Annotated in this window: 21 protein-coding genes (1 of these 21 cut by a window edge); 15 read left to right on the forward strand and 6 right to left on the reverse strand. The window is 45.2% G+C overall.

The window, feature by feature from the left end; genetic code table 11:
• The 4 genes from E7588_05890 to E7588_05905 all read left to right on the forward strand — a co-directional run.
• Window positions 1-387: the 3' end of a hypothetical protein gene (locus E7588_05890; GenBank protein MBE6688792.1), read on the forward strand. Its footprint begins 1239 nt before the window's first position; 387 of the gene's 1626 nt are visible here — the last part of the coding sequence; its start codon lies off the left edge, out of view; it ends in the stop codon at window positions 385-387.
• A gap of 15 nt (window positions 388-402) precedes the next feature.
• Complete coding sequence (locus E7588_05895) at window positions 403-630, forward strand: hypothetical protein (GenBank protein ID MBE6688793.1); 228 nt, start codon at window positions 403-405, stop codon at window positions 628-630.
• A 77-nt stretch (window positions 631-707) separates the two neighbouring features.
• Window positions 708-1508, forward strand: coding sequence for a class B sortase (locus E7588_05900; GenBank protein MBE6688794.1), 801 nt, complete (start codon window positions 708-710; stop codon window positions 1506-1508).
• A 293-nt stretch (window positions 1509-1801) separates the two neighbouring features.
• A complete protein-coding gene (locus E7588_05905) occupies window positions 1802-5812 on the forward strand; it encodes a hypothetical protein (GenBank protein ID MBE6688795.1) in 4011 nt (1336 codons plus the stop codon).
• A gap of 232 nt (window positions 5813-6044) precedes the next feature.
• Here the strand turns inward: E7588_05905 and E7588_05910 are convergent, their stop codons facing one another.
• The 6 genes from E7588_05910 to E7588_05935 are packed head-to-tail and all read right to left on the reverse strand — an operon-like array spanning window position 6045 to window position 11559.
• Entirely contained in the window at window positions 6045-7295 is a 1251-nt protein-coding gene (locus tag E7588_05910; GenBank protein MBE6688796.1) for a hypothetical protein, read from the reverse strand.
• Entirely contained in the window at window positions 7267-8121 is an 855-nt protein-coding gene (locus E7588_05915) for a radical SAM protein (protein ID MBE6688797.1), read from the reverse strand. The genes E7588_05910 and E7588_05915 overlap by 29 nt, the downstream gene beginning before the upstream one ends.
• Window positions 8105-8887: an arylamine N-acetyltransferase gene (locus E7588_05920; protein ID MBE6688798.1), complete on the reverse strand. Its 783-nt coding sequence runs from the start codon at window positions 8885-8887 to the stop codon at window positions 8105-8107. Before E7588_05920 ends, E7588_05915 begins: the two co-directional genes overlap by 17 nt.
• Window positions 8888-8896: 9 nt before the next feature.
• Complete coding sequence (locus tag E7588_05925) at window positions 8897-9715, reverse strand: alpha/beta hydrolase (GenBank protein ID MBE6688799.1); 819 nt, start codon at window positions 9713-9715, stop codon at window positions 8897-8899.
• Entirely contained in the window at window positions 9691-11220 is a 1530-nt protein-coding gene (lnt, locus tag E7588_05930) for an apolipoprotein N-acyltransferase (GenBank protein ID MBE6688800.1), read from the reverse strand. The genes E7588_05925 and lnt overlap by 25 nt, the downstream gene beginning before the upstream one ends.
• Before the next feature lie 21 nt (window positions 11221-11241).
• Window positions 11242-11559 (reverse strand): antibiotic biosynthesis monooxygenase, encoded by a 318-nt coding sequence (locus E7588_05935; GenBank protein ID MBE6688801.1) that lies wholly within the window; start codon window positions 11557-11559, stop codon window positions 11242-11244.
• A 100-nt stretch (window positions 11560-11659) separates the two neighbouring features.
• Here E7588_05935 and E7588_05940 point away from each other — a divergent pair, with 100 nt between their 5' ends.
• From E7588_05940 to E7588_05990, 11 genes are all read left to right on the forward strand, one after another.
• Entirely contained in the window at window positions 11660-12808 is a 1149-nt protein-coding gene (locus tag E7588_05940; protein ID MBE6688802.1) for a Gfo/Idh/MocA family oxidoreductase, read from the forward strand.
• The gene (locus tag E7588_05945) at window positions 12801-13586 is read left to right on the forward strand and encodes an HAD-IIA family hydrolase (GenBank protein MBE6688803.1); all 786 of its coding nucleotides are present in this window, start codon (window positions 12801-12803) and stop codon (window positions 13584-13586) included. Before E7588_05940 ends, E7588_05945 begins: the two co-directional genes overlap by 8 nt.
• Before the next feature lie 173 nt (window positions 13587-13759).
• A complete protein-coding gene (gene rimM / locus E7588_05950; GenBank protein ID MBE6688804.1) occupies window positions 13760-14206 on the forward strand; it encodes a 16S rRNA processing protein RimM in 447 nt (148 codons plus the stop codon).
• A complete protein-coding gene (gene trmD, locus E7588_05955; GenBank protein MBE6688805.1) occupies window positions 14206-14946 on the forward strand; it encodes a tRNA (guanosine(37)-N1)-methyltransferase TrmD in 741 nt (246 codons plus the stop codon). The genes rimM and trmD overlap by 1 nt, the downstream gene beginning before the upstream one ends.
• Window positions 14933-16474, forward strand: a complete 1542-nt coding sequence (murJ, locus tag E7588_05960) for a murein biosynthesis integral membrane protein MurJ (protein MBE6688806.1) — start codon at window positions 14933-14935, stop codon at window positions 16472-16474. Before trmD ends, murJ begins: the two co-directional genes overlap by 14 nt.
• Window positions 16475-16478: 4 nt before the next feature.
• The gene (locus tag E7588_05965) at window positions 16479-18365 is read left to right on the forward strand and encodes a hypothetical protein (protein ID MBE6688807.1); all 1887 of its coding nucleotides are present in this window, start codon (window positions 16479-16481) and stop codon (window positions 18363-18365) included.
• A complete protein-coding gene (locus tag E7588_05970) occupies window positions 18362-18928 on the forward strand; it encodes a DUF4330 family protein (GenBank protein ID MBE6688808.1) in 567 nt (188 codons plus the stop codon). Before E7588_05965 ends, E7588_05970 begins: the two co-directional genes overlap by 4 nt.
• Window positions 18928-19425 (forward strand): DUF4330 family protein, encoded by a 498-nt coding sequence (locus E7588_05975; protein ID MBE6688809.1) that lies wholly within the window; start codon window positions 18928-18930, stop codon window positions 19423-19425. The genes E7588_05970 and E7588_05975 overlap by 1 nt, the downstream gene beginning before the upstream one ends.
• A 179-nt stretch (window positions 19426-19604) precedes the next feature.
• Window positions 19605-19868 carry an HPr family phosphocarrier protein gene (locus E7588_05980; protein ID MBE6688810.1) on the forward strand — a complete coding sequence of 88 codons (264 nt, stop codon included), beginning with the start codon at window positions 19605-19607 and terminating at the stop codon, window positions 19866-19868.
• 167 nt (window positions 19869-20035) lie between these two features.
• Window positions 20036-20593, forward strand: coding sequence for a folate family ECF transporter S component (locus tag E7588_05985; protein MBE6688811.1), 558 nt, complete (start codon window positions 20036-20038; stop codon window positions 20591-20593).
• A gap of 3 nt (window positions 20594-20596) precedes the next feature.
• The gene (locus tag E7588_05990; protein MBE6688812.1) at window positions 20597-21796 is read left to right on the forward strand and encodes a hypothetical protein; all 1200 of its coding nucleotides are present in this window, start codon (window positions 20597-20599) and stop codon (window positions 21794-21796) included.
• The last annotated feature ends 98 nt before the right edge of the window (window positions 21797-21894 follow it).

Raw genomic sequence — 21894 nt, forward strand, 5'->3', positions numbered from 1 at the left:
ATAACTCGGATGATAATTCCGAGCCTGTTTCGGATGCACAATCGGGTGATAATTCGAATGATAATGCCGAACCCAGTTCGGATGAACAATCGGGCGATAACTCGGATGATAATTCCGAGCCTGTTTCGGATGCACAATCGGGTGATAATTCGAATGATAATGCCGAACCCAGTTCGGATGAACAATCGGGCGATAACTCGGATGATAATTCCGAGCCTGTTTCAAATGAACAATCAGGTGATAATTCAGATGATAATTCCGAGCCTGATTCGGATGCACAGTCGGGCGATGACACCCACTCCCGAACAGAATCAGGCAGTCAATCAACCAACGATACACAGCAAACCTCTTCCGAACAGTCAAGCAATACTGTTTCGGATAAGATAATAGTTAAGCCGTCGGGTGGCGGTATTACGCTCAAACCTTCAGAGGACAACAACTCATCATCGAGTGACAGTTCATCATCGGGTGACAGTTCGTCCTCGAGCGACAGTTCATCATCGGGTGACAGTTCATCATCGGGTGACAGTTCATCATCGGGTGACAGTTCATCGTCGGGTGACAGTTCGTCCTCAGGTGACAGCTCATCCTCGGGCGACAGTTCGTCGGAATAAAATATCTATGCATTAAGAAAAGCCTTTCCCGAGCGCGGTGATTTAAAAATTTCTGCGCTTAACGAAAGGCTTTTTCTGAAATAAAGGGGTTTTATGAAAAAAACACTTATTATCCTGCTGATAATCTTTATCATTATATTCATAGCTTCACTTATACTTATAGGATTGAATATCAAAAGCCGCAACAATGACATTATTGCTTTTGAAAAGTTATCGCATCTTGTGAAAGCTCCTTTGCCCAAGGTCACACTTGAAAACGGTTATGAACCGTCGGCAGACACCAATCAGCCGAATAATACCGCTTCAAGCGCTTCAAACACAGATAACACACAACAAACTGACAAATTAAATCTCCAGCCATTATTCGATATGAACAAGGACTGTGCAGGCTGGATAACCGTTCCGGGTACAAAAATAGACTACCCCGTCATGCACACACCGGATGAGCCAAATAAATACTTTCGCAGAAATTTCAGCGGAAAGTACAGTGTATCGGGCGTTCCGTACATTTTTGAGACCTGCACCGAAAGCAGTACAAATCTTATAATATTCGGTCACAACATGCTCAACGGAACCATGTTTGCAGGGCTTTTGAACTACCAAAACAAGAGTTTCTTTGATTTAAACCGCTGTATTGAATACCAAACGGCAAACGGGTCGGTCATATACGAGATATTCTGCGTTGCGGTAATTGACGACACCGACAGCTGGTACGCCTTTACTCAAGCACGTGACGAAAGAGAGTTTGACAAAAGAATATCCGATATCAAAAGCCGTTCGATACACTTCTCCAATAATCCCCCCGCCTTCGGCGACAGACTTATAACCCTTTCCACCTGCTACAACCGGACCGGTCCTAAAAGGCTTATTGTTATTGCAAAGTCCGGTGAATAAAATCAGGGCTGCTTCATTAAACGACTTATCTGCTTAAATATTAAATATGCAGGGGCGATGCCTTCATCTGACCGAAATCGGGCTGATGCGGGCATCAGCCCCTGCAATTTGTAATTTATATGCATTGTTTTGTTTAATGAGACAGTCCGTTTTTATTCGTTTTTGAAAAAGTAAACATCGGGTACTTTTATGTAAAAACCAACAGACGTTTTTCATCGGGTGCTATGTTATAATATATACATACAATGAGTATTGTTGAAGAATCTGAAAACATACGAAAGGATGTATATAAAATGCTGAAAAACAAGTTTTCAAAAGCGGGAATGTTTTTGCTCACAGTGGTGATTATATCTGTTATGTTTACACTGTATGCCGCCGCACAGATACAAATTGACAAGGTGGGCTTCAGATTTGACAATCCCGCCGCTGTCAACGAGGTAAGCGATTCCTCTGCCAACACACTGTATATAGCCTACGATTCGGCGCACAACGCAATGCGGTGCAATGTGCCCGAAAAGCCTGTTAAAAAGGCTCACGACAATCAGATTATAATAAAGGACAAGGCTCTGGAGCTTATTGATTACCCGTATATAGCAGTAATTTATCAGGTACCCGAGTATGACATATACGGCAAAAAAATAAACTGCTACTCTTCTGATATGTATGTTAACATAAACCAGGGTAAAACAGACCATCCGCAGAGTGCGGGAAATCTGACAACAAAGTTTGACGAATCGGACAACAGTATTAAGATAGGCTGGTTCAAATGGAATGACCCGCAAAACGACACATCCGCCAACAAAGGCAAGGTGTCCAGCATACGCATGGATTTTCCAAACGGTGTATACCACACCGAAAATGCAGAGCTGTATATTTACGAGGTCTCCTTTTTCAAAAGTGAAAGCGACATAAATGCATACTTTGAAAGCGTTAAAAGCACACTTTCAACCGGCGGAACCACAGCTTATGACAACTGGAGCTTTGAATTTGGCGCAACAGATGAACAAGGAACCGTCTATACAGCGGAAAAAGGCACACAAAGTATCACCGCAGGCGGCAAGACCTACACCCAAAAAACCTTTACAATAACCGTACCCTCAACCGTAAAGCCGGAGGATTTATATCTCGGCTGGGTATTTACAAAGGACAGCGACTACACCGTAAATGTTACCGAGCAGGTGTACATAAACGGTTATTCCCGCGATCTGAGGGGTGCTTCCGGCTCGGACTATAACTCTTTTCTGACCAACGGCTCCCGTCTGGGAGATGCGGTAAAGCTTACCGAGGCGGCGGCAAAAAACCTGAACGACACCGTACCCGATTACGTAAAAACAGACTACGCAGATTACAGATTCAACTGTAATGAATTTGACCTCACCCTTTATGCACGTGAATATGTTCACGAGGTATACAAGGTGAAGATAATACAAAAAAACGTTCCTACCTATGAACATGTGCTTAAAAACAGCAAATACACCATAAACGGCGGCGCATGGTCCTCCGACTACTCATCCTACGGCGCTGACCATCTTCAGGGTATCACCTGCGATGACGAGGGCAGATACATGTACATGTCCTTTACCAATCTTCTTGTAAAAATTGATATGCACACCAACCGCGTGGTAGGTACGGTAAAGGGTTTAAAACCCGGAAGTCTTACTCAGGGTGCGCATCTGGGCTGTCTTGCATACCATGACGGCAAAGTTTACGGTTCGTTGGGCTACACCAAGGAAAAACAGTGGTATATAGCCGTTTTCGACTGCGACAAGATAAACGGCGAGGTGAATTACACCGACGAGGGTGTAATGTATGCTCTTTATCTCCCACAGGCGCGCCGCGACATACTCAATACGCTGGAAGCGGGAGAAGCCACCTTTGCCACCACATCCATGGGGCACCGATACGGAGCAAGCTCCATTGACGGCATAACCTTCGGCACTCTGCCCGGCAAGGGCTATGACAGCGACGGCGACGGTGATACGGATATCCCCGACAACAGTACGTACATGTTCGTAAGCTTCGGACCTTACGGCAACGCAAAGCGCTATGACAACGAAAATATGGTGCTTATGGTGTTCGACACCAAAGATATAACAGAAAACAATCTTTTGCCATTTAACGAAACACGCCTTATTACAGACACCGAGGAGCAGGGATATTTCTACAAGCACAAATTGTTCTGCTACACCGGAAATCAAACCTACGGAATACAGTGTCTTGAATTTGACAAGGACACAGGCGACATATGGATGGAATGCTACCCGCGCCCTGAGGGTACGGAATTTCCGTCAGGTAACCGTTATGTTATTGACGGCTCGGTTCCCTTATTCATGGATGAGGTGGAAGTGGGTCAAAGCGTCACGGCAGATTCTGACGGCTTTATCACAAAATCGGCGGCTCATGCTACCGCCGATGTTTACACCGACTATGAAGACGGCGACGGCGACGGCAACACTGGCGAGCGGGAGCAGGGCTGGCACATGAGTCTCAAATGCATCTGCTCAAATGGCAGTATGTCGCGCCACAACTCCAAAATCTACGGTGCAACAGGTCATGAATGTAAGATATGCATGGGAAATAATCCATTTGATGTGGGTATGATTTCACTGGGCAACGACTATTTTTACGGTGCACGCAGTGTTAGTGAAACAATTGATTCGGTGGAATACGAATATGGATTTGCTTATCTTTACAGGCTGGACAGAAGCGGTGAATACAAATTTGAAAAGGTTGCGGACACCCCCGCACCGGTAACCCTGCCAAACGGCGGTAAAATGATAAGCTACCGCCTTGACAGTGTTGATGCCGTAAAGCAATTAAACACATCGGAAAGCGCCAAGAACATATACATTGCCTACGACTCGGCAGAAAATGCACTCAGAGTAAAAGTTCCGGAGTTCCCCACCCAAAAAGCAAGCTGGGGCTCATATCACGACAATCAGCTGATTATCGAGGACAAGAGCCTTGAAATGATTGATTATCCGTATTTCGCAGTAATGTACAGGGTTCCTCAATATGACAAATACGGCAATGCCGTGTCCCGTACCTACAACAAAAGCATGCAGGTGTACTTTAATCAGAATGTGTCGGGCTACACACTCAAAAGCGGTGTTCTTAACACTACACTGGATGCGGCAGACAACAGTATAAAAATGGGCTGGCTCAAGTGGAATGACCCTGATACCGACACAGACCCCGTTCCCGGAAAGATTTTCAAGATACGTCTGGATATCCCCAACGGTGTACGTCCGGGTGAAAATGCCGAGTATTTTATCTACGAAATCGCCTTTTTCCAGAACGAAAATGACATCAGTACATATTTTGACAGTGTAAAAGCCAATATCACCCATAACGGCAGCAAGGATTTTGATAACTGGGATTTTGAGCTTAAGGCAACAGACGGAAACGGAGCGGCTCTGAATGTCGAAAATGGCAATATCACCAACAACGGATGTACTCAGAAGACATTTACGATAACTCTCCCCTTCGGTACAAAGCCTGAGGATATAAAACTGGGCTGGACGTTTAAAAATGACGCGGATTACCCATACATCAGCCAAACGCAGGTGTACCTCAACGGATATTCCCGAGACCTGAGAGGTGCAAAAGGCAGTGACCATACCTCATTCCTTACAAACGGAGTACGTCTCGGCGATGCAGTCGCCCTTACCGAGGCGGCGGCAAAGGCGCTGTATCAATACGACCCGAACGGACAATACGGCTTCACCACCAAGGAAAGATACAAGGATTACGCCTTTAATTACAGCGAATTCGATATTACTGTTTACAACAGGGAATATGTGTATGAGGTATACAAGATAAAAACAGTGTGCGAATCACCCTTAGCCTACGAGGGCGCACAGATACGCAGTGCGGGCACACAAGGGTTAAGATTTCTGTTCTCAATACCAACAGATTATTTTGACACTCTCACAAAGCCCCAAAGCAGTGCCGACACAGGCGAGGGCTTCGGAAGCATTGTAATTCCTCAGTCAATACTTGAATCAAGTCTTACCAAGGATACAAATAATGCGGCAGTTGTGCCTGCGGTAAATATATTTGAACGCACACCGTCAAAGGTATATTACACCGTGTGTATAACGTCAATACCGTCTGATAAGTACAAAGAAAAATTCGTGTTTATTCCCTACGCAACGTCCCACGGCACCACGCTTTACGGACAGTGTGACACGCCTTTGTCGGTTTACGATGTGGCAGTTCAGATATATAATTCCTCCCAAGCTTCCGCACAGCTTAAAGAGTATGTTTACGAACACATCATTGTACCTGCAGACTCGGAATAATAATAGTAAAGACTTTCTAAAAGACAGGGATATTTTGCCTATTCAAGTCTGTCGGCGTACAAAGGTACGGTAAGGCTTGAAGCGGCAAACAGCAGGTGATATTCGATGTATCACCTGCTGTTAATTTTTTTTCGATTTATTTTCGTCTTTTTGAAATATATTTTATTTCCGTCGCGGTATCACGTCTTTCTCGAAAGTCTGAAGGCTGTACCAAAAAGGTACAGCCTTTATTTCAGTCGTTTCGTATCATTGGTCTTACATCGTGTGCTTTTTGAGTGAGCGTTATATCTTCAACCGTCAGGTTTTCGGTATGTCTTGTATACAGTCCCCAGGCGGGAAGTATTCCGAAGCTGTAATACTCGGGATAGTTATCGCCCATTTCGGGTATTTCAAACGGCTCATAGCTTTCAGCACCGCCCGGCATTTCCAGCTCTATATCCGAAAGTGATATATTCCTGACGGGATTTTTCACTGTTCCGCTGATGCATATACAGCTTAAAGTGTTTTTGTTTATCGGGGTTATACAGTTGCCGGTAACTGTGCATATGCTGACGCCGTCAATACAGCCTGCCGTTTTTCTCGGAGGCATATTGTGATATCCGCGCATTCTTTCGCCGTTTGCTATAAAAATGGGGCCAACGGTATTTTCCACTCTTATATTCCGTATATTGACGTCTTTAACGTTTGCACCGTCGACAGGAACAATCTTAACGGCACATCCGTAGGTATCGTGAACGAAAATATCGGCAATTTCCACATTTTCAAAGTCGCCCACCGACTCTGTGCCCATTTTTATCGCCGCCGCTTTACTGGAAAGTGTGCATCCCCTGACGGTTATATTACGGCAGGGCTTATCTACCGTGGCTTTGAGACAGACAGCATCGTCACCCGTATCTATCAGGCAATCTGAAACGGTAACATCGCGTGAAGCATCAATGTCGATACCGTCATTGTTGTGATTGGCATGGCTTTTTATTGTAACCTTATTTATACTCACTCTGTCACAATCCATAATGTGCAGATTCCATGCCGCACCGTCCTGCAGAAAAATGCCGTCGATTTGCACATCCGAACAATTTTTCAATCTTACAAGAAAGGGACGTGTGTCATATTTGTGCTGTGCACCCCGTCCGTTTACAGTTCCGCCGCCATAAATTCTTACGTTCTTTACTCCGTCGGCATATATAAGTGCTTTTCCTCTGGGCAAACCGCAGCCGTCATAAAAAATATCAACATTTTCGGAATAGTCATCAGGGTCCGTGCTTCCCAATATAACAGCTCCTTTTTGCAGATTAAGTATTACATTATCCTTAAGAAAAATCGTTCCGCATACATAAACACCCTGTGGAATAACCGCTTCTCCGCCTGTGACGGAGGCGCTGTCTATCAACTCCTGTATATAGGATGTGCTGTTGAATTTCATATTTTTCTCCTTATTTGTAAATATTCTTTGCTTATCTGAAATCGGGAACAAAGCTCTCATCAGCTGAGCTTATGTCCTGAACAAGACAGTCTGTTATTCCCCTCTTATAAACATACCGCACTACACGGTCGTATTCCTCAGCGGTAAGCCTTCGGTTTATTTCGGGAAAATCGCATGCTCTGCCCGACGGGATGTACTGGCTCATAATACTGAATTTTACCTTTTTGCCTTTTGAAAACGAAGCGAAAATATCAACGGCATCAAGTGAATTGTCAATATTTCCCGGCAATACAAGATGCCGTACAACAAGTCCCTTTTGCATTATGCCGTTCTCAATTACATAATCACCCGTCTGACGGTACATTTCCTCAAGTGAGGCTTTGCACACCTCCACATAGTCATTTACCGCGCTGTATTTTCCGGCAACCGCATTGTCGCCGTATTTAAGGTCGGCAAGATAAATATCGCAAACACCCTCCATCAGCTTTAAATCACCCTCGTAGCCCGAGCAGTTATATACCACGGGTACGGCAGGCTTTTTATTTCTGAGTACGGCGCTTATCTGTTCAATATAGTGGGACGGGGTAACAAGGTTTATATTATGCACGCCCTGACTGCACAAAGTGTCAAAAATCTCCTGCAATTCGGTTTCTGTCACGGTTTTACCGTCGCAGAGAGTGCTTATTTTGTAGTTCTGGCAAAACACACAGCCCAGATTGCAGCCCGAAAAAAACACTGCTCCCGAGCCGTTTTTTCCGCTTATGAACGGTTCCTCCCACATATGCCTCATGTAGTGGGAGATTTTTATTTGCTCACCCGCTCCGCAGTAACCGTTTGGTCTGGCAACGCCGCACCTGCGCGGGCAGGCGTTACAGCTTGATGCCATAATGTATTTCCAGAAGGTCCCTCATCATTTCGGGGGAAGCGACGGGAATATCCATGTTTTTTTCGTCATATATACGGAACATTTTGCCGTCTATTACCTTTCTTCCGTTAGGGGTCTTTATTGCTACCATTTCCTTCACATTGAATATGGAATCGGGTGCATTTTCAAGGTAATAGCTTGCATAGACATAATCCTTGTCAAGCTGTTCCTCCTCGGTAAAGGAAAAGAATCTTTCCCATTTATCGCTGTTGTGCTTAAGATACACCACATTTCCGAAGAAAGGCTCATTTTCAATGCGGTAGCTTTCGCCGAACTGCTCCTGAATTTCTCCGTAAGTGAATAGCAAAGGATGGCGCGGAGCCAGATTCGCTATACCTACATCGCATATATATGTGTTTTCCTCGCCCACTACCTTGAGCACACGGTGACGGCGCATAGGAGTGTCGCTTTCGCCGCGCAGATAGCGTCCGAAATAGTCGTGCACCTCAAAGCCCAGGTCCTTTAAAAGCCAGCCGAAAAGTCCGTTAAGCTCAAAGCAATACCCGCCACGGCGGTTCACCACAATTTTTTCGTAAAGGCTGTCGGGGTCAAGCTTGAGCGGGATGTGATTGAGTATATCAAGGTTTTCATACGGCACAGTGGTTACATGAGCATATTGTAAGCCGTTAAAAAAGTCTTTTTCGCTCATATTACGGTCAAAATTAAAGCCGATGCGGTTAAAATATGCCTGCGCTCTGGCAGAAGGTATAATATCTGATATTTTCATAACAACTCCTTATAAAGTGTTATTAAAGGTTTTATTAAGCCACTTTACCGAAAGCTCGTGCCAACGCATAACATATGGATTTGCCTCTGCCATTACCTCGTCGTTGGCAAGACCCATTCCGTGAGGACCATTTGGAAAAACATGAAGCTCAAAGGGGATTTTATGTGCTGACAGCGCCGCCGCCATGTAAAGCGAGTTTTCCACCGGAACACAGGTATCGGAAGCGGTATGCCACAGAAATGCAGGGGGTGTTTCATCGGTTACCCTCTTTTCCAGCGAATACAGTTCAAGCTGTTCTTCACTCGGGGTCTGAGTGCCCAGAATATTATAAAAGCTGCCCTTATGTGCCTTTTCACCCGAGGTTATTACGGGGTAGCAAAGAACTATGGCGTTGGGGCGGGCTTCCTCACGGTATTTTAAGCCCACTCTCTGTGATATTTCCTCATCATGCCACATAGTGCCCAGCCAGCCTGTCAGATGTCCGCCCGCGGAAAAGCCGATAGCCGCTATTCTGTCGGGGTCGGTATTCCATTCCTCTGCATTACGGCGCAGAATGGTCATGGCACGGCAGGCATCCTCAAGGGGATTTTTATTGACGGCGTTTTTTGAAAGGCTGTAATACAGCACCGCCGCGTTATAGCCGTGTGCCATATAAGCGCGGGCAATAGGCTCAGCTTCTCTCTCGGAACAGCAATGATAGCCGCCGCCGGGGATAACCAGCATCATGGGGCGCTTTTGTATTGAAAGTGTGGGAAACATTGCGTTTATGTACACCACCAGGCGTACATCGGGGTTATCTTCTCTCAGTTGAAAGGTTTTGATTTCCATTTTAAAAATCTCCGTATCATAAGAATTATTATATACAAAGCGGCGGCATACCAAAGTACATCGCCGATGTATGTGTACAATGTGTTGGTGTCGGTAAAGCCAAGCTCGCCCGAAACATATCCTTTTCTGAGTGCACCCAACGACTGTATTATTCTGCCGTGCGGGTCAATCAGCATGGAAATTCCCGTATTGGCGCATCTTGCAATGCTCCTGCGGTTTTCCACACTGCGGAACACCGCCTGTGCGGCGTGCTGGCTCACGGCGGGGGAATCGAAATACCATGAATCGTTGGTTATCAGGACAACAAGCTGTGCACCGTCACGGACGCTTTCGCGCATAAGGTCGGGAAATATGGAATCAAAGCAGATAAGTGAGCCGATATTTCCGAATTCCGTTTCCATAACAGCGCTGTCACGTCCTCTGTAAAGGTCGTCGGACAGCATATTTATTTCGGCTACAAAGGGCAAGCATTTTTCAAAAAATCCGCGCAGAGGCAAATATTCGCCGAAGGGAACAAGATGTCGCTTATGATACACCGTGTCACTCGCACCGTCTTTGTCCAGCACAAAAAGTGAATTTGAGCTTTTGCCGTCCTCAAAACCGAATGCACCCGTCAGAAAAATGCTGTCAGTATGTTTCGGAATCAGCAGAAAGTCCTTTTTATAGTAAGATTCCATCGCCACGGGAACGGCGCTTTCGGGCCATATTATAAAATCGGGGTTTTGGCTGTCTGCCGCCTCAAGTGAAAGCCCACGGAACATTTCAAAGCTCTTTTTTGCCGAGTTGTATTCCCACTTCTCGCTTGAAGCCACATTTCCCTGAATAAGTGCAAATTCCGCCTTTTGGGTGTAATTCACGGGGATATTCATCATAACACTGCCATACAGAATATTCGAGAAAAACAGTACCGCCGCCGCGGCAAAATACCGTTTATTTTTTAATCCGCAGACTATAAAGGCATTGACGGCGTATATAAGAAAGCTTACAAAAAGGTTTCCGAAAAGCGAAGCGGACTGTATGGCAGGCAGAAATTTATACTGAGTTATGCTTATTTTGCACCAAGGCAGGCTGAACTCGCCAAACTGCCACATTAATTCGCAAAGGGTGAAAATAAGTGCAAGTATCAGCGGACTTTTTTTACCGATAATGCGGAATACCAGTGTGCCCAGCCCGAAAAACAAAGCCTGAAATGCGCTTATTCCCAGCCATGCCACAGCAATAACGCCCACTGCCTGTATGGGGGTAAGCCCCGCAAAATCCAACGGATACAACCGCAGAAACCAGTAATATATAAAAAGGCAATACAAAAATCCCCACTTGAAGCCACTGCCAAAAGCGGTTCTTTTGTTTTTTTCAAAAAAATCATCCTGCAGAAGACAACCGAAAAACGGAGCAAGCCCCACCCACGTCAATATAAAAAGCGAAGGGAAGGTGAATGGCAGAGCACACAAAAATGCGCTTACGGCTGTTAAAACAAACGTCTTATTTTTACGAAGTCTTGACATTTATTTGTTTTTAATGTATAATTACAGGGTGCTGAACATCTTTTCGTCAAGCGGTGCGACAACATTATTCACCACTGCTTCACGGGGCTTTGCCATGAGGGGCGCCACAGTGTCGCGCCAGGTAAGGTAATGCTGTGTTTCCTTATGCTTTGCCGATGCTTCGGGGGATTTGAACACCTCATAAAGCGTGAAGTGACAGGGGTCATCCTTTGCCTGAAGCACATCAAAACGCAGGTTGCCCTCTTCTTTTATTGTGCCGTTATGGTTATTGAGAGTAGCCTTTATAAATTCGTCGATACACTCTGGTTTAACGTATACATTAACAACTGCAACTACCATTTTCAAGAAGTCCTTTCGCATTAATATGTTTATTTTTCTTTATTATAGCAAACATTTATACATTTAGCAATAGCAAATATAAAAAAATCCGGAGGAAAACGTGAAAAACATCAATATTGCGGTGCTGGGCACCGGTTTCATGGGTAAAACCCATACTTATTCCATCAAAAACCTGCCTTTTTATTACAATATGGACTTTGTCCCCGTGCTTCACACGGTATATACCCGACGCGAGGAGGCGGCAAAGGAATTCTGTGAGACCTTCGGTTTCAAAAAATACACCACATGTCTTGACGATGTGGTCAACGATCCGGAAATTGACGTTATTGATATATGCACTCCCAACTGCTGTCACTATGAAACACTTGTCAAGGCGATTAACGCCGGCAAGCACATTCTGTGCGAAAAGCCCGTTGTTACAAATATGGAGGAGGCACGCGAGATTGAAAAGCTTCTGGACAAGCATCCCGAGCTTGTGCACCGTGTGGTATTCAATAACCGCCATCTTCCTGCTGTAATGCGTGCAAGACAGCTTGCCGACGAAGGCAGACTGGGACGTATTCTGACCTTCCGCAGTGAATATCTCCATTCATCGGTTCTCAATCTTCAGAAAAATGCCGCCTGGAAGCAAACCGCCGAAAGCGGGGGCGGAGTGCTGTTTGACATCGGCTCTCATGCCATTGATTTGTTTTTATTCATCACCGCCTCGGACAAAACCTGCAAGCCCAAGAAAATCTTCGGCAAAAGCCAGATTGCCTACCCTGTCCGTAAAGGCAGAGACGGAGGCGAATGGCGCACCGACGCAGACGAAGCATTTTATATGCTGTGCGAGCTGGAAAACGGTGCTGTCGGAAGCTTTGAGGGCAGTAAGATAGCCCAGGGCACCAACGACGAATTATCCATCGAGATACGCGGTGAAAAGGGTGCGTTGAAATTCAGTCTTATGGACCCCAACTATCTGTATTTTTACGATGCAACCAAGCCGGAAGCCGCCTTTGGCGGTGAGAGAGGCTACACTGCCATTGAGTGTGTCGGACGCTATGTTGAGCCTGCCACCACATTCCCGTCGGTAAAAGCCCCCGTAGGCTGGCTGAGAGGACACGTGCAGAATATGTACACCTACCTTTCGGATGTTTCACATGGAATACAATCCGTTCCGTCCATTTATCACGGGCTTTACATCAACAGAATCATGGATGCCGCACTTAATTCCGACAAAAGCGGCAAGTGGGAGGACATAAATGACTGACCTTAAGGACATAAAGCTGTTCATGCTGGATATGGACGGCACACTGTATCTTGGCGAAAAGGTAATAAAGGGCGCGCCCGAGTTTATCGAGCGTATCAAAAAAAGCGGTGCAAAGGTGATGTACTTCACCAACAACGCCTCAAAGGACAGGACTCTTTACATAGAAAAGCTCAACCGTCTGGGTTTTAACGCAAATATTGACGAAATCGTGTCGTCGGGCGATGTCACCGCGGCATTTCTCAATAATCACCGCGCAGGAAAAAAGGTATATCTTATGGGAACACCGGCCTGCGAACGTCAGTTCAGACAGGCGGGTGTAAACCTTGTGGGAACAGGTGAAAAATGTGACATTGTTGTGGTAAGCTTCGACACCACAATGACATATGAAAAGGTGGAAAACGCCTGCACACAGATTATGAACGGTGCGGAATTCTTTTCCACACATCCTGACATCAACTGTCCCACCGAGGACGGCTTTATACCCGACAGCGGTGCAATCTGCGCCATGGTGGCTCTCTCTACGGGAAAACAGCCCCGCTACTTCGGCAAGCCTTATGCAGAGACCATAGAAATGGTGGAGGAAATGACGGGTCTCAAGCGCGACAGTATAGCCATGGTGGGCGACCGTCTGTACACCGACATTGCACTGGGCAAGAAAAACGGATTTACCGCAGTTATGGTACTCAGCGGTGAGGGTACCATGCAGGATATTGAACAGCTGCCCGATGAATTGAAACCCGACTACATATTCAACTCGGTTGACGAAATACTCAGATAGTACCGACAAGAGACTGTGATACCACAGTCTCTTGTTTTATTATAATTATAATGCTTGACATATTTGCAAAATTGTAGTAAAATAACCGTGTATGTAAATATATAGGATGTGATTTTATCAAAGACTTTCTTTCGGTCGGAAGAATTATAAACACCCACGGCGTCAGAGGCGAAATGAAAATGGACATCTGGTGCGACAGTGCGGATGCACTCAAAAAGGTAAAAACCGTGTTTACCGACGACAAAGGCGAAAATGCGCTGACATTGGTTTCAAAGCGTGTTCACGGCAATTTTTTGCTTATAACCGTTGAAGGAACAGACACCATCGAGAAAGCAATGCGCTTCAAGGGCAAGGAGCTTTTTGCAAGGCGCAGTGACATTCCCAAGGCTGAAAATTCCTATTTTATTGCCGACCTTATCGGGCTTACGGTGTACGATGCCGCAACAAATGAGGCTGTCGGAAAGGTTACGGATGTATTCAACCGCGGTGCCGGCGACATTCTGGAAATCGAAAGAGACGGCGGTAAGCAAGCCCTTGTGCCTATGGTAAAGGAATTTATGGCTGAAATAGACCTTGAAAAAGGTATATTCATCAATGTTATGGAAGGACTGCTGGACTGATGCGCTTTGATATTCTGACGCTGTTCCCCGAAATGACGGACGGCATCTTTTCGTACAGTATTATAGCGCGTGCGGCGGCACAGGGGCTTATTGAGCTTCACAGCCACAACATACGCGACTACTCCACCGACAAGCACAGAAAAGTGGACGACACTCCCTACGGAGGCGGAAAAGGTATGCTTATGGGACCTCAGCCCATTTATGACTGTTATAAGGCGGTACGGGGTGAAAGGCAAAGCGTGCGTACCTTGTATATGTCCCCTCAGGGCAAGGTTTTCAACCACCAAAAGGCGCTGGAATTGAGGGAATATGAAAACATAATCATTCTCTGCGGTCATTACGAGGGCGTTGACCAGAGAATCATCGACGAAATTGTGGACGAAGAAATTTCCATCGGCGATTATGTGCTGACGGGCGGTGAGCTTGCCGCGGCGGTGGTTGTTGACGCGGTAGCGCGTCTTTGCGACGGAGTGCTTGCGGACAAGGAATGCTATGAAAAGGAAAGCATTGCAGGCGGTCTTCTGGAATATCCTCAGTACACAAGGCCATATGAATTTCATGGTGTGTGTGTACCGGAGGTGCTCAATTCGGGGCATCATGCCAATATTGACGCATGGAGACTTGAAAAAGCGGTGGAAAAAACACTGGCGGTACGCCCCGACCTTATAGAAAACGGAAGCTTCGACAAACAGACACTCAAGGTCATAGAAAAAGTAAGGAAGAAAAATGAACAACAATAAAAAATCAGGAGCCGTAAAAACAGTGGCGCTGATGGTTTTTGCCATGTGCGTTTCCAAGGTGCTGGGTATGCTCAGAAGCGTTCTCATGGCGAATTCCTACGGAATATCCCATGAAGCGACAGTGTTTTCCGAGGCGTCACGCATACCGCTGACTTTTTTCGATTTACTTCTGGGTTCGGCGGTGCTTGGCTGTTTTATCCCCATCTATAACAGCTGCAAGGACAAAAACCGACCTGACGGCAAAAGCGAAAGCGATATTTTCGCATCGGTATTTCTCAACTTCATAGTTATCGTAACATCGGTTCTTGCGATATTGGGAATGATATTTTCACGCGAAATCCTCAGTGTTATCGCGGCAGGACTTGACAGCACACTTATCGATATGGCGGTTACTCCCCTTCGCATAATGTTCCCCATGGTTATTTTCATCGGCACGACCTACACGTTGGTGGGCGTTCTTCAAAGTAAGGATGAATTTCTCATCCCCGCCTTTGTGAGTGCTCTTTCCAATCTTCTTATCATAGTGTACTTTATATTCTTCAACAGATATTTCGGAATTGTCGGTCTTTCGGTATGTTACACATTCAGTTGGATTGTTCAGCTGATTACCCTTATCCCCTCACTGGTGAAAAACAAATTCAGATATTTTGCCTGTTTCGACTTTAAAAACAAGAGCTTTATAAATGCACTGAAAATGACGCCCCCCATAATGCTGGGGGCATGGCTCACTCCCGTGAGCATACTTTTAAGCCTTTATTTTGCGGCGTTTGTAGAGCTTGATGGTGCGGTGGCGTCCTTTGAATACGCCAACAGCCTTTTCACCATAATTGTGGGTATACTCACCTACGGCGTATGCAACTTTATTTTTCCAAGACTTTCAAGGCTTTCGGGAGACGACCGTGAGGGCTTTGTAAAAACTGCGTCGCAAAGCCTGTTTTATTCATTCATGATAATAATTCCCGTAATGACGGCTTTGCCGGTAGTTGCGCCCCAGGCGGTATCAATTATATATCAGCGCGGTGAATTTGATGCTTTGGCGGCTCAGCACGTTACGGGCGCACTGAAAGCGCTTATTCCCGGAATGCTGGGATTTACGGCAGTAGAGCTTATGAACCGCGTGTTCTACGCACAAAAGACACCTTATATTCCCATGACGGCGGCACTGTGCGGTATAGCCGTGAACGCAGTTTCGTCATATATTATGATTATAAAGCTTAATATGGGGCTGTATGCTCTGGGAATTTCCTTTGCTTCGGGTCTTTGCGGTGCGGCGGCGGTGCTTATAATCTTTGCGGCAATAAAGCTCAAAGGTATGTTTGATACAGGTTTCTTTGTAAGGCTTTTTAAGCTTGTTATCTGCGCCGCGGTAAGCTATATCGCAATGCACCTGCTGAATAAGCTTATTTCCCCAGACCCGTTTTACGACGGACTGATAATGAATGTTGTTACCGGCGCAGGGATTTTCCTCTGCGGAACGGCAGTATACGTTATATTACTGAAACTGACAGGATTACTTAAAAAGGAGTGATAGAGTGAAAAAAGGCACAAAGCTTGCCGACATGCTGAAAAACAGCTTTATAATCGGGTGGCTTATTACCTTTGCGGATTATCTGTATTCCCGCATTCCCGATTCCGTCATAGTACAGTTCTTTTCAAACTACAAGGCGTTTGAAAAAAACTATGCTGACAGCCGTATCGGTCAATTTTTCTCGCGCTTCAAGGTCAGCCGTATAAAAACGGTGGAAATGAAGCAGGCTTTTTCCAGAAAAATGGAACAAAGCATCATACGCGGTATGTTCAGACAGCTTAAAGAAAAGCTGCTCACCGCAAGGCTGCGTACCTACGGAAGCTTTTTGTTTTCCTACGGCTTGATTTGCATCGGCATAAATGCACTGAAAATATTTATTTTTCACACAGCTATCGATATTTTCACTCAGATAATCCCGCTCATATGCGTGCTTATCGGTGCTGTATGGGCACTCAGCAAAAAGCCTGTGGGACAGGCATTGTACGAAAGTATTTTTATCGGCGGTATAATGCGTTCCTTCATCGGCGTACGCCGTGACGAAGTCTGCTTTGATACCGTCAACGACCGCGGTATAACGCTGGGCTTTCTTTTGGGAGCGGTGCTGGGGCTTATGTCATTTATAGTACCCCCGATAATGATTTTTGGTGCGGTTATTGCACTTCTTATGCTGTATCTCATGGGCACAAAGCCTGAATTCGGCATTGTATTCATTGCTTTTTCGTTGCCCTTTATGCCCACCATGGCAATGTGCGGACTTACAATATTCTGCACCATGGCATTTATTTTAAAGGTTGCACGCGGCAAACGTACCTTCCGCTTTGAGGCGATTGATATGGCAGTGCTGGTATTTATGGTGTTCATATTCTTCGGCGGTACGGTTTCGGTGGATTTTTCCACCAGTGTGAAATCCGCGGCGGTATTTCTGGCACTGATGCTCAACTATTTTCTGGTGGCAAACCTTATACGCAACCGCACACTGACAGTACGTATACTGCAGTCATTTTCACTTTCCATGCTGGTTACCGCACTTATCGGACTTTATCAGAAATTCTTTATGGCGGCAAATACCACCTGGCACGACACCACCATGTTCGGCGACATCGGAACAAGAATCTACTCTACCTTCCAGAATCCCAATGTTTACGGCGAATATCTTGTTATGGCAATACCCCTTTCGTTGGCATTGCTGTTTACACAAAAAACCTATAAGGAACGGTTTATGACCTTTGTGATAACCGCCTGTGCACTTATGGCGCTGGTATATACCCAGTCGCGCGGTGCATGGCTGGCGTTCCTTATATCCATTGCGATATACCTACTGATAAAAACAAGCAAAATGCTGGTTGTATACCTTCTGGGCATCTTTTCAATTCCCATACTGCCCTTTGTTTTACCCCAGAGCATAGTTTCCCGCTTCATGAGCATCGGAAATCTGGGCGATTCCTCTACCTCCTACCGCGTTTCTATCTGGCGTGCGGCAGTAAAAATGATTGAGGACTTTTTCACAGGCGGTATAGGCATAGGAACAACCGCATTTTCCAAGGTTTACCCCTCCTACTCCCTTGCCGGAATAGAAGCGGCGCCGCACTCACATCAGCTTTTCTTCCAGATAGCCATTGAAATGGGATTTTTTGCACTGATTGCCTTTTTTGCAGTAATATTCATACTCATCCGCAAAAACTCTCACACACTCATGGAGTACGGCAAAAAAAGCGGATATACTCTCATTTCCTCCGCGGCACTGTGCGGTATTATCGGTATGATGATTCAGGGTCTTACGGATTATGTCTGGTACAACTACCGCGTATTCGGAATGTTCTGGATAGTCATGGGACTTTGCGTAAGCGCACTCAGATGTGCTGAAAACGAAAAAGATAAAGAAAGGGTATGAAAGATATGAATAACGAAAAGAAAAAAGCTCTTAACATTATCGACATTATAATCATAGCCGTTGTTATACTCGCTCTTGCCGCGGCGGCATTTATATTCCTGCGCCCCGGCACTGCTCAGGACAGTGAGGGCGGTACAAAGTACATTGACTTTACCATCGAGCTTCCCACCGTCAAGAACAGATTCAAGGACTATATAAAAGTGGGGGATGCGGTTATTGAAACAGTGCGTCACACCTCCATAGGATACGTAACCGAGGCACTTTACACCGACGCCATGATAGCCACCACCAACATGAACGAGGGCGGTATTATGACAATGAGTCCTTACCCCGACCATCAGCGTGCCGAAATAACCATACGCGCTCCTTACTCATTAAACGAAAACGGCGAATATTCCGTTTCCGGAACCACTTTGGCAGTAGGCGCGTATATCAATTTCAGCACTCCCAACTTCATTACCAGCGGATACTGCGTAAAGCTCAGACTTCTTTCCGAACAAGAAAATTCCGCTTGGGAAAATGAGCTCAAGCTTATGGAAAACAAGGACGGAGGTAAAAAATAATGACAGGCAAAAAGAGATTTAACATAATTGATGTTGTACTCATACTGACAGTGCTTGTTATAGTTGCCGGCGTTTTGGTGCGCAGCGGCTTTACGGGCAGCTTTAACGAAAAGTTTGAAGAAGGCATGCTGGAATACGAATTTATTATCAACTCCATCAAAAACACCTCTGAGGTTTATTTTGAAGAAGGCGCGAAGCTTTATTCCCAGTCCACCCAGAAAGAGGTCGGAGAGATTATTTCATTCCACACACGTCCCGCAGAAGCTTATATCGAGCTTCCGACAGGTGAAATAGTAAAAACCGTAATCCCTGACCGTATGGATGTTATCGGTATTGCGAAGGTGAAGGGCACAACGGATGACGACGGCAGATGTATGCTGGACGGCACCACTCATATTGCCGCAGGAAAGAGCATTTATTCACGTCTTAAGGACATAACCTTCATGTTCACCGTCGAGGACGTTAAGTACGTGCCTGTTAAAACGGCTGAGAATTAATATTTTGTGTGAAAACGACAAGTTTTTTTCGCAAAAAAATGTTTTTTTTAAAAAATTGCTATTGATTTTATTTGTAAAGTTTGATATAATATAGTATCATACAGAATCAGTATCATGTAATGACTGTCGGTTATTACTCAAACCATATGCTTAAATCCAATTATTAGGAGTGTGCAGTTATGATTTCCAAGGAAATTACCATTACCAACAGTGTAGGTCTCCACGCAAGACCCGCCACATATTTTATACAGAAAGCAAATACCTACAAGAGCTCTTTGTGGGTAGAATGCGGCGAACGCCGTGCTAACGCCAAGAGTCTTCTGGGTGTACTTTCTCTCGGCATTTCCAAGGGTACAAAAATTATGATAATCGCAGACGGTGCGGATGAAAACGAGGCTCTTGAGGGTCTTGCCGCTCTTGCCGCAACAGGTTTTAACGACTGAACTTCGTTCTAAAGGCGATGATGTAACCATCATCGCCTTTTTGTTTTTCATTTTTTTAATTTTGTATTTACAATATCAAAAAAATATGATATAATACATGATGAATTATTATATGGATTCGTATTTCATTAAAAACGGAACAAATAAACTTACATAAGGTCAGATATATGAAGAACAATATTTTCGCTCAGTCACTTGCAAAACTGAAAAATCCACGTTCGCTGGTTATAACCGCCATGCTTACGGCTGTTATAATCGTGTTGGATCAGCCGTTTCTTTCAATACACATCGGAAACGGACTGAAAATCAACTTTCTGTTCATCCCCATTATGATATGCGGTATGTTTTACGGTCCCGTGCCCTGTGCCGCCATGTGTGTTGCGGGAGATGTGCTGGGAGTACTTTTGACAGGCAAGGGCGTGGTATGGCAGCTTATTATTGTAGAGCTGGTGCGCGGAATACTGGTGGGATGCATAATGTTCAGGAAAGAGCCCACTTTGGGGCGCATCGTTACGGGCCAGTGCGTTTCAAACCTGTTTGTAAATATGTGTCTCAACACCGCCGTTCTCATGTGGATAGGCTTTCTTCCGTCCCAGAACATTTTTCTTGCCGCAGGTGCCAGAATTGTAAAAAATATCGTATTTCTGCCGGTTGAAATAATAACACTGTTTTTCCTGCTCAACTCACTTATAAAAGCCATGGAAAAAAACAGACTGCGTCCGTAACAAATGAAAGGAAGAAACATGAAAAAGAAGATTTTTTCTATCGCTCTTGCTCTGTTAACTCTTTTTTGCGCTGTGTTTATCCCTGCGGCGTATGCCGAAGATGACGAAACTGCGGTAAAACGTCTGGAAAGCGAGCTTGCTATTATAAAAAACAAACAGGCAGAAACAAAAAAGGCAATAACCGCATTGAAAAGCAAGCAAAGCTCCCAAAGCGCACTGCTTTCGCAGCAGACCGGCGAAATTAACCTTATAAAAAGTAATATTTCCACCACCCGCGAGCTTCTTGACATATACACAAATCAGATAACCAACAAAGAAGCGGAAATCGAAAAGCTGGAAAAGGAGCTTAAAAAGGCGGTTGAAATTTTCAAAAACCGTCTTGTATACAACCACGAGAATACAGGCAATATCAGTTTTTTGGAATTTGTTTTCGAGTCAGAAAATTTTCTTGATTTTATTTCCCGTCTTGAAATCTCCCGCGAGCTTATGGATTACGATTCAAAGCTTTTAAACGGAATATCCGAAAATCTCAAGACCCAAAAGCAGCAACGCGATGAAATCCAAAAGGCATCCGATGGTTATACACAGCATTTCCTGGAGCTCAGCGCACAGGAGGAAGAGCTTGCCGAGAAGATAAATCAGTCCAAAGAGACGGTTGCCGCATTCCAGAAGGACATTGACGAGTATCAGAAAGAGCTGGACCGTGAAAATGCCGAAATGCGTGAGACCGAAAAGGAAATGAACCGCCTTCTGGAGGAAATGAGAAAGCGCAATACCCCCTCCTACAATTACAGCGAGGCGGGATTTATATGGCCGCTTCCCAAAAAATACATAATTTCCTCCCAATGGGGCTACCGCAAGGACCCATTCACGGGAAAACAGGCTTACCACAACGGTATTGACATTGCCACCAGCGGTACCTCACCCGAGATATATGCCATTGCGGGCGGCGAGGTGGTAACTGCGGGCGGAAACGCCTACACCGGTTACGGCTACTATGTAATTATCGACCATGGCGGCGGATTTCAGTCGTTGTACGGTCACATGAACAAGTGGCCTTCCGTTTCCAAGGGCGATATGGTAAAGCAGGGACAGCTTATCGGGTATGTCGGCACAACCGGTCGCTCCACAGGAAAGCATCTGCATTTTACTCTCTACAAAAACGGCAAAGACGTTAATCCTTTGAATTATCTGCCCTATTGACAAGATACAGCCTTAATATGTTAAATCACTAATAAATTTTACATTTTACATATTCAATTCTGACAAGCTTTACGGTAAATCATATACGCTGAAATTAA

The sequence above is a fragment of the Oscillospiraceae bacterium genome (genome assembly GCA_015065085.1).
Lineage (GTDB): Bacteria > Bacillota > Clostridia > Oscillospirales > SIG627 > SIG627.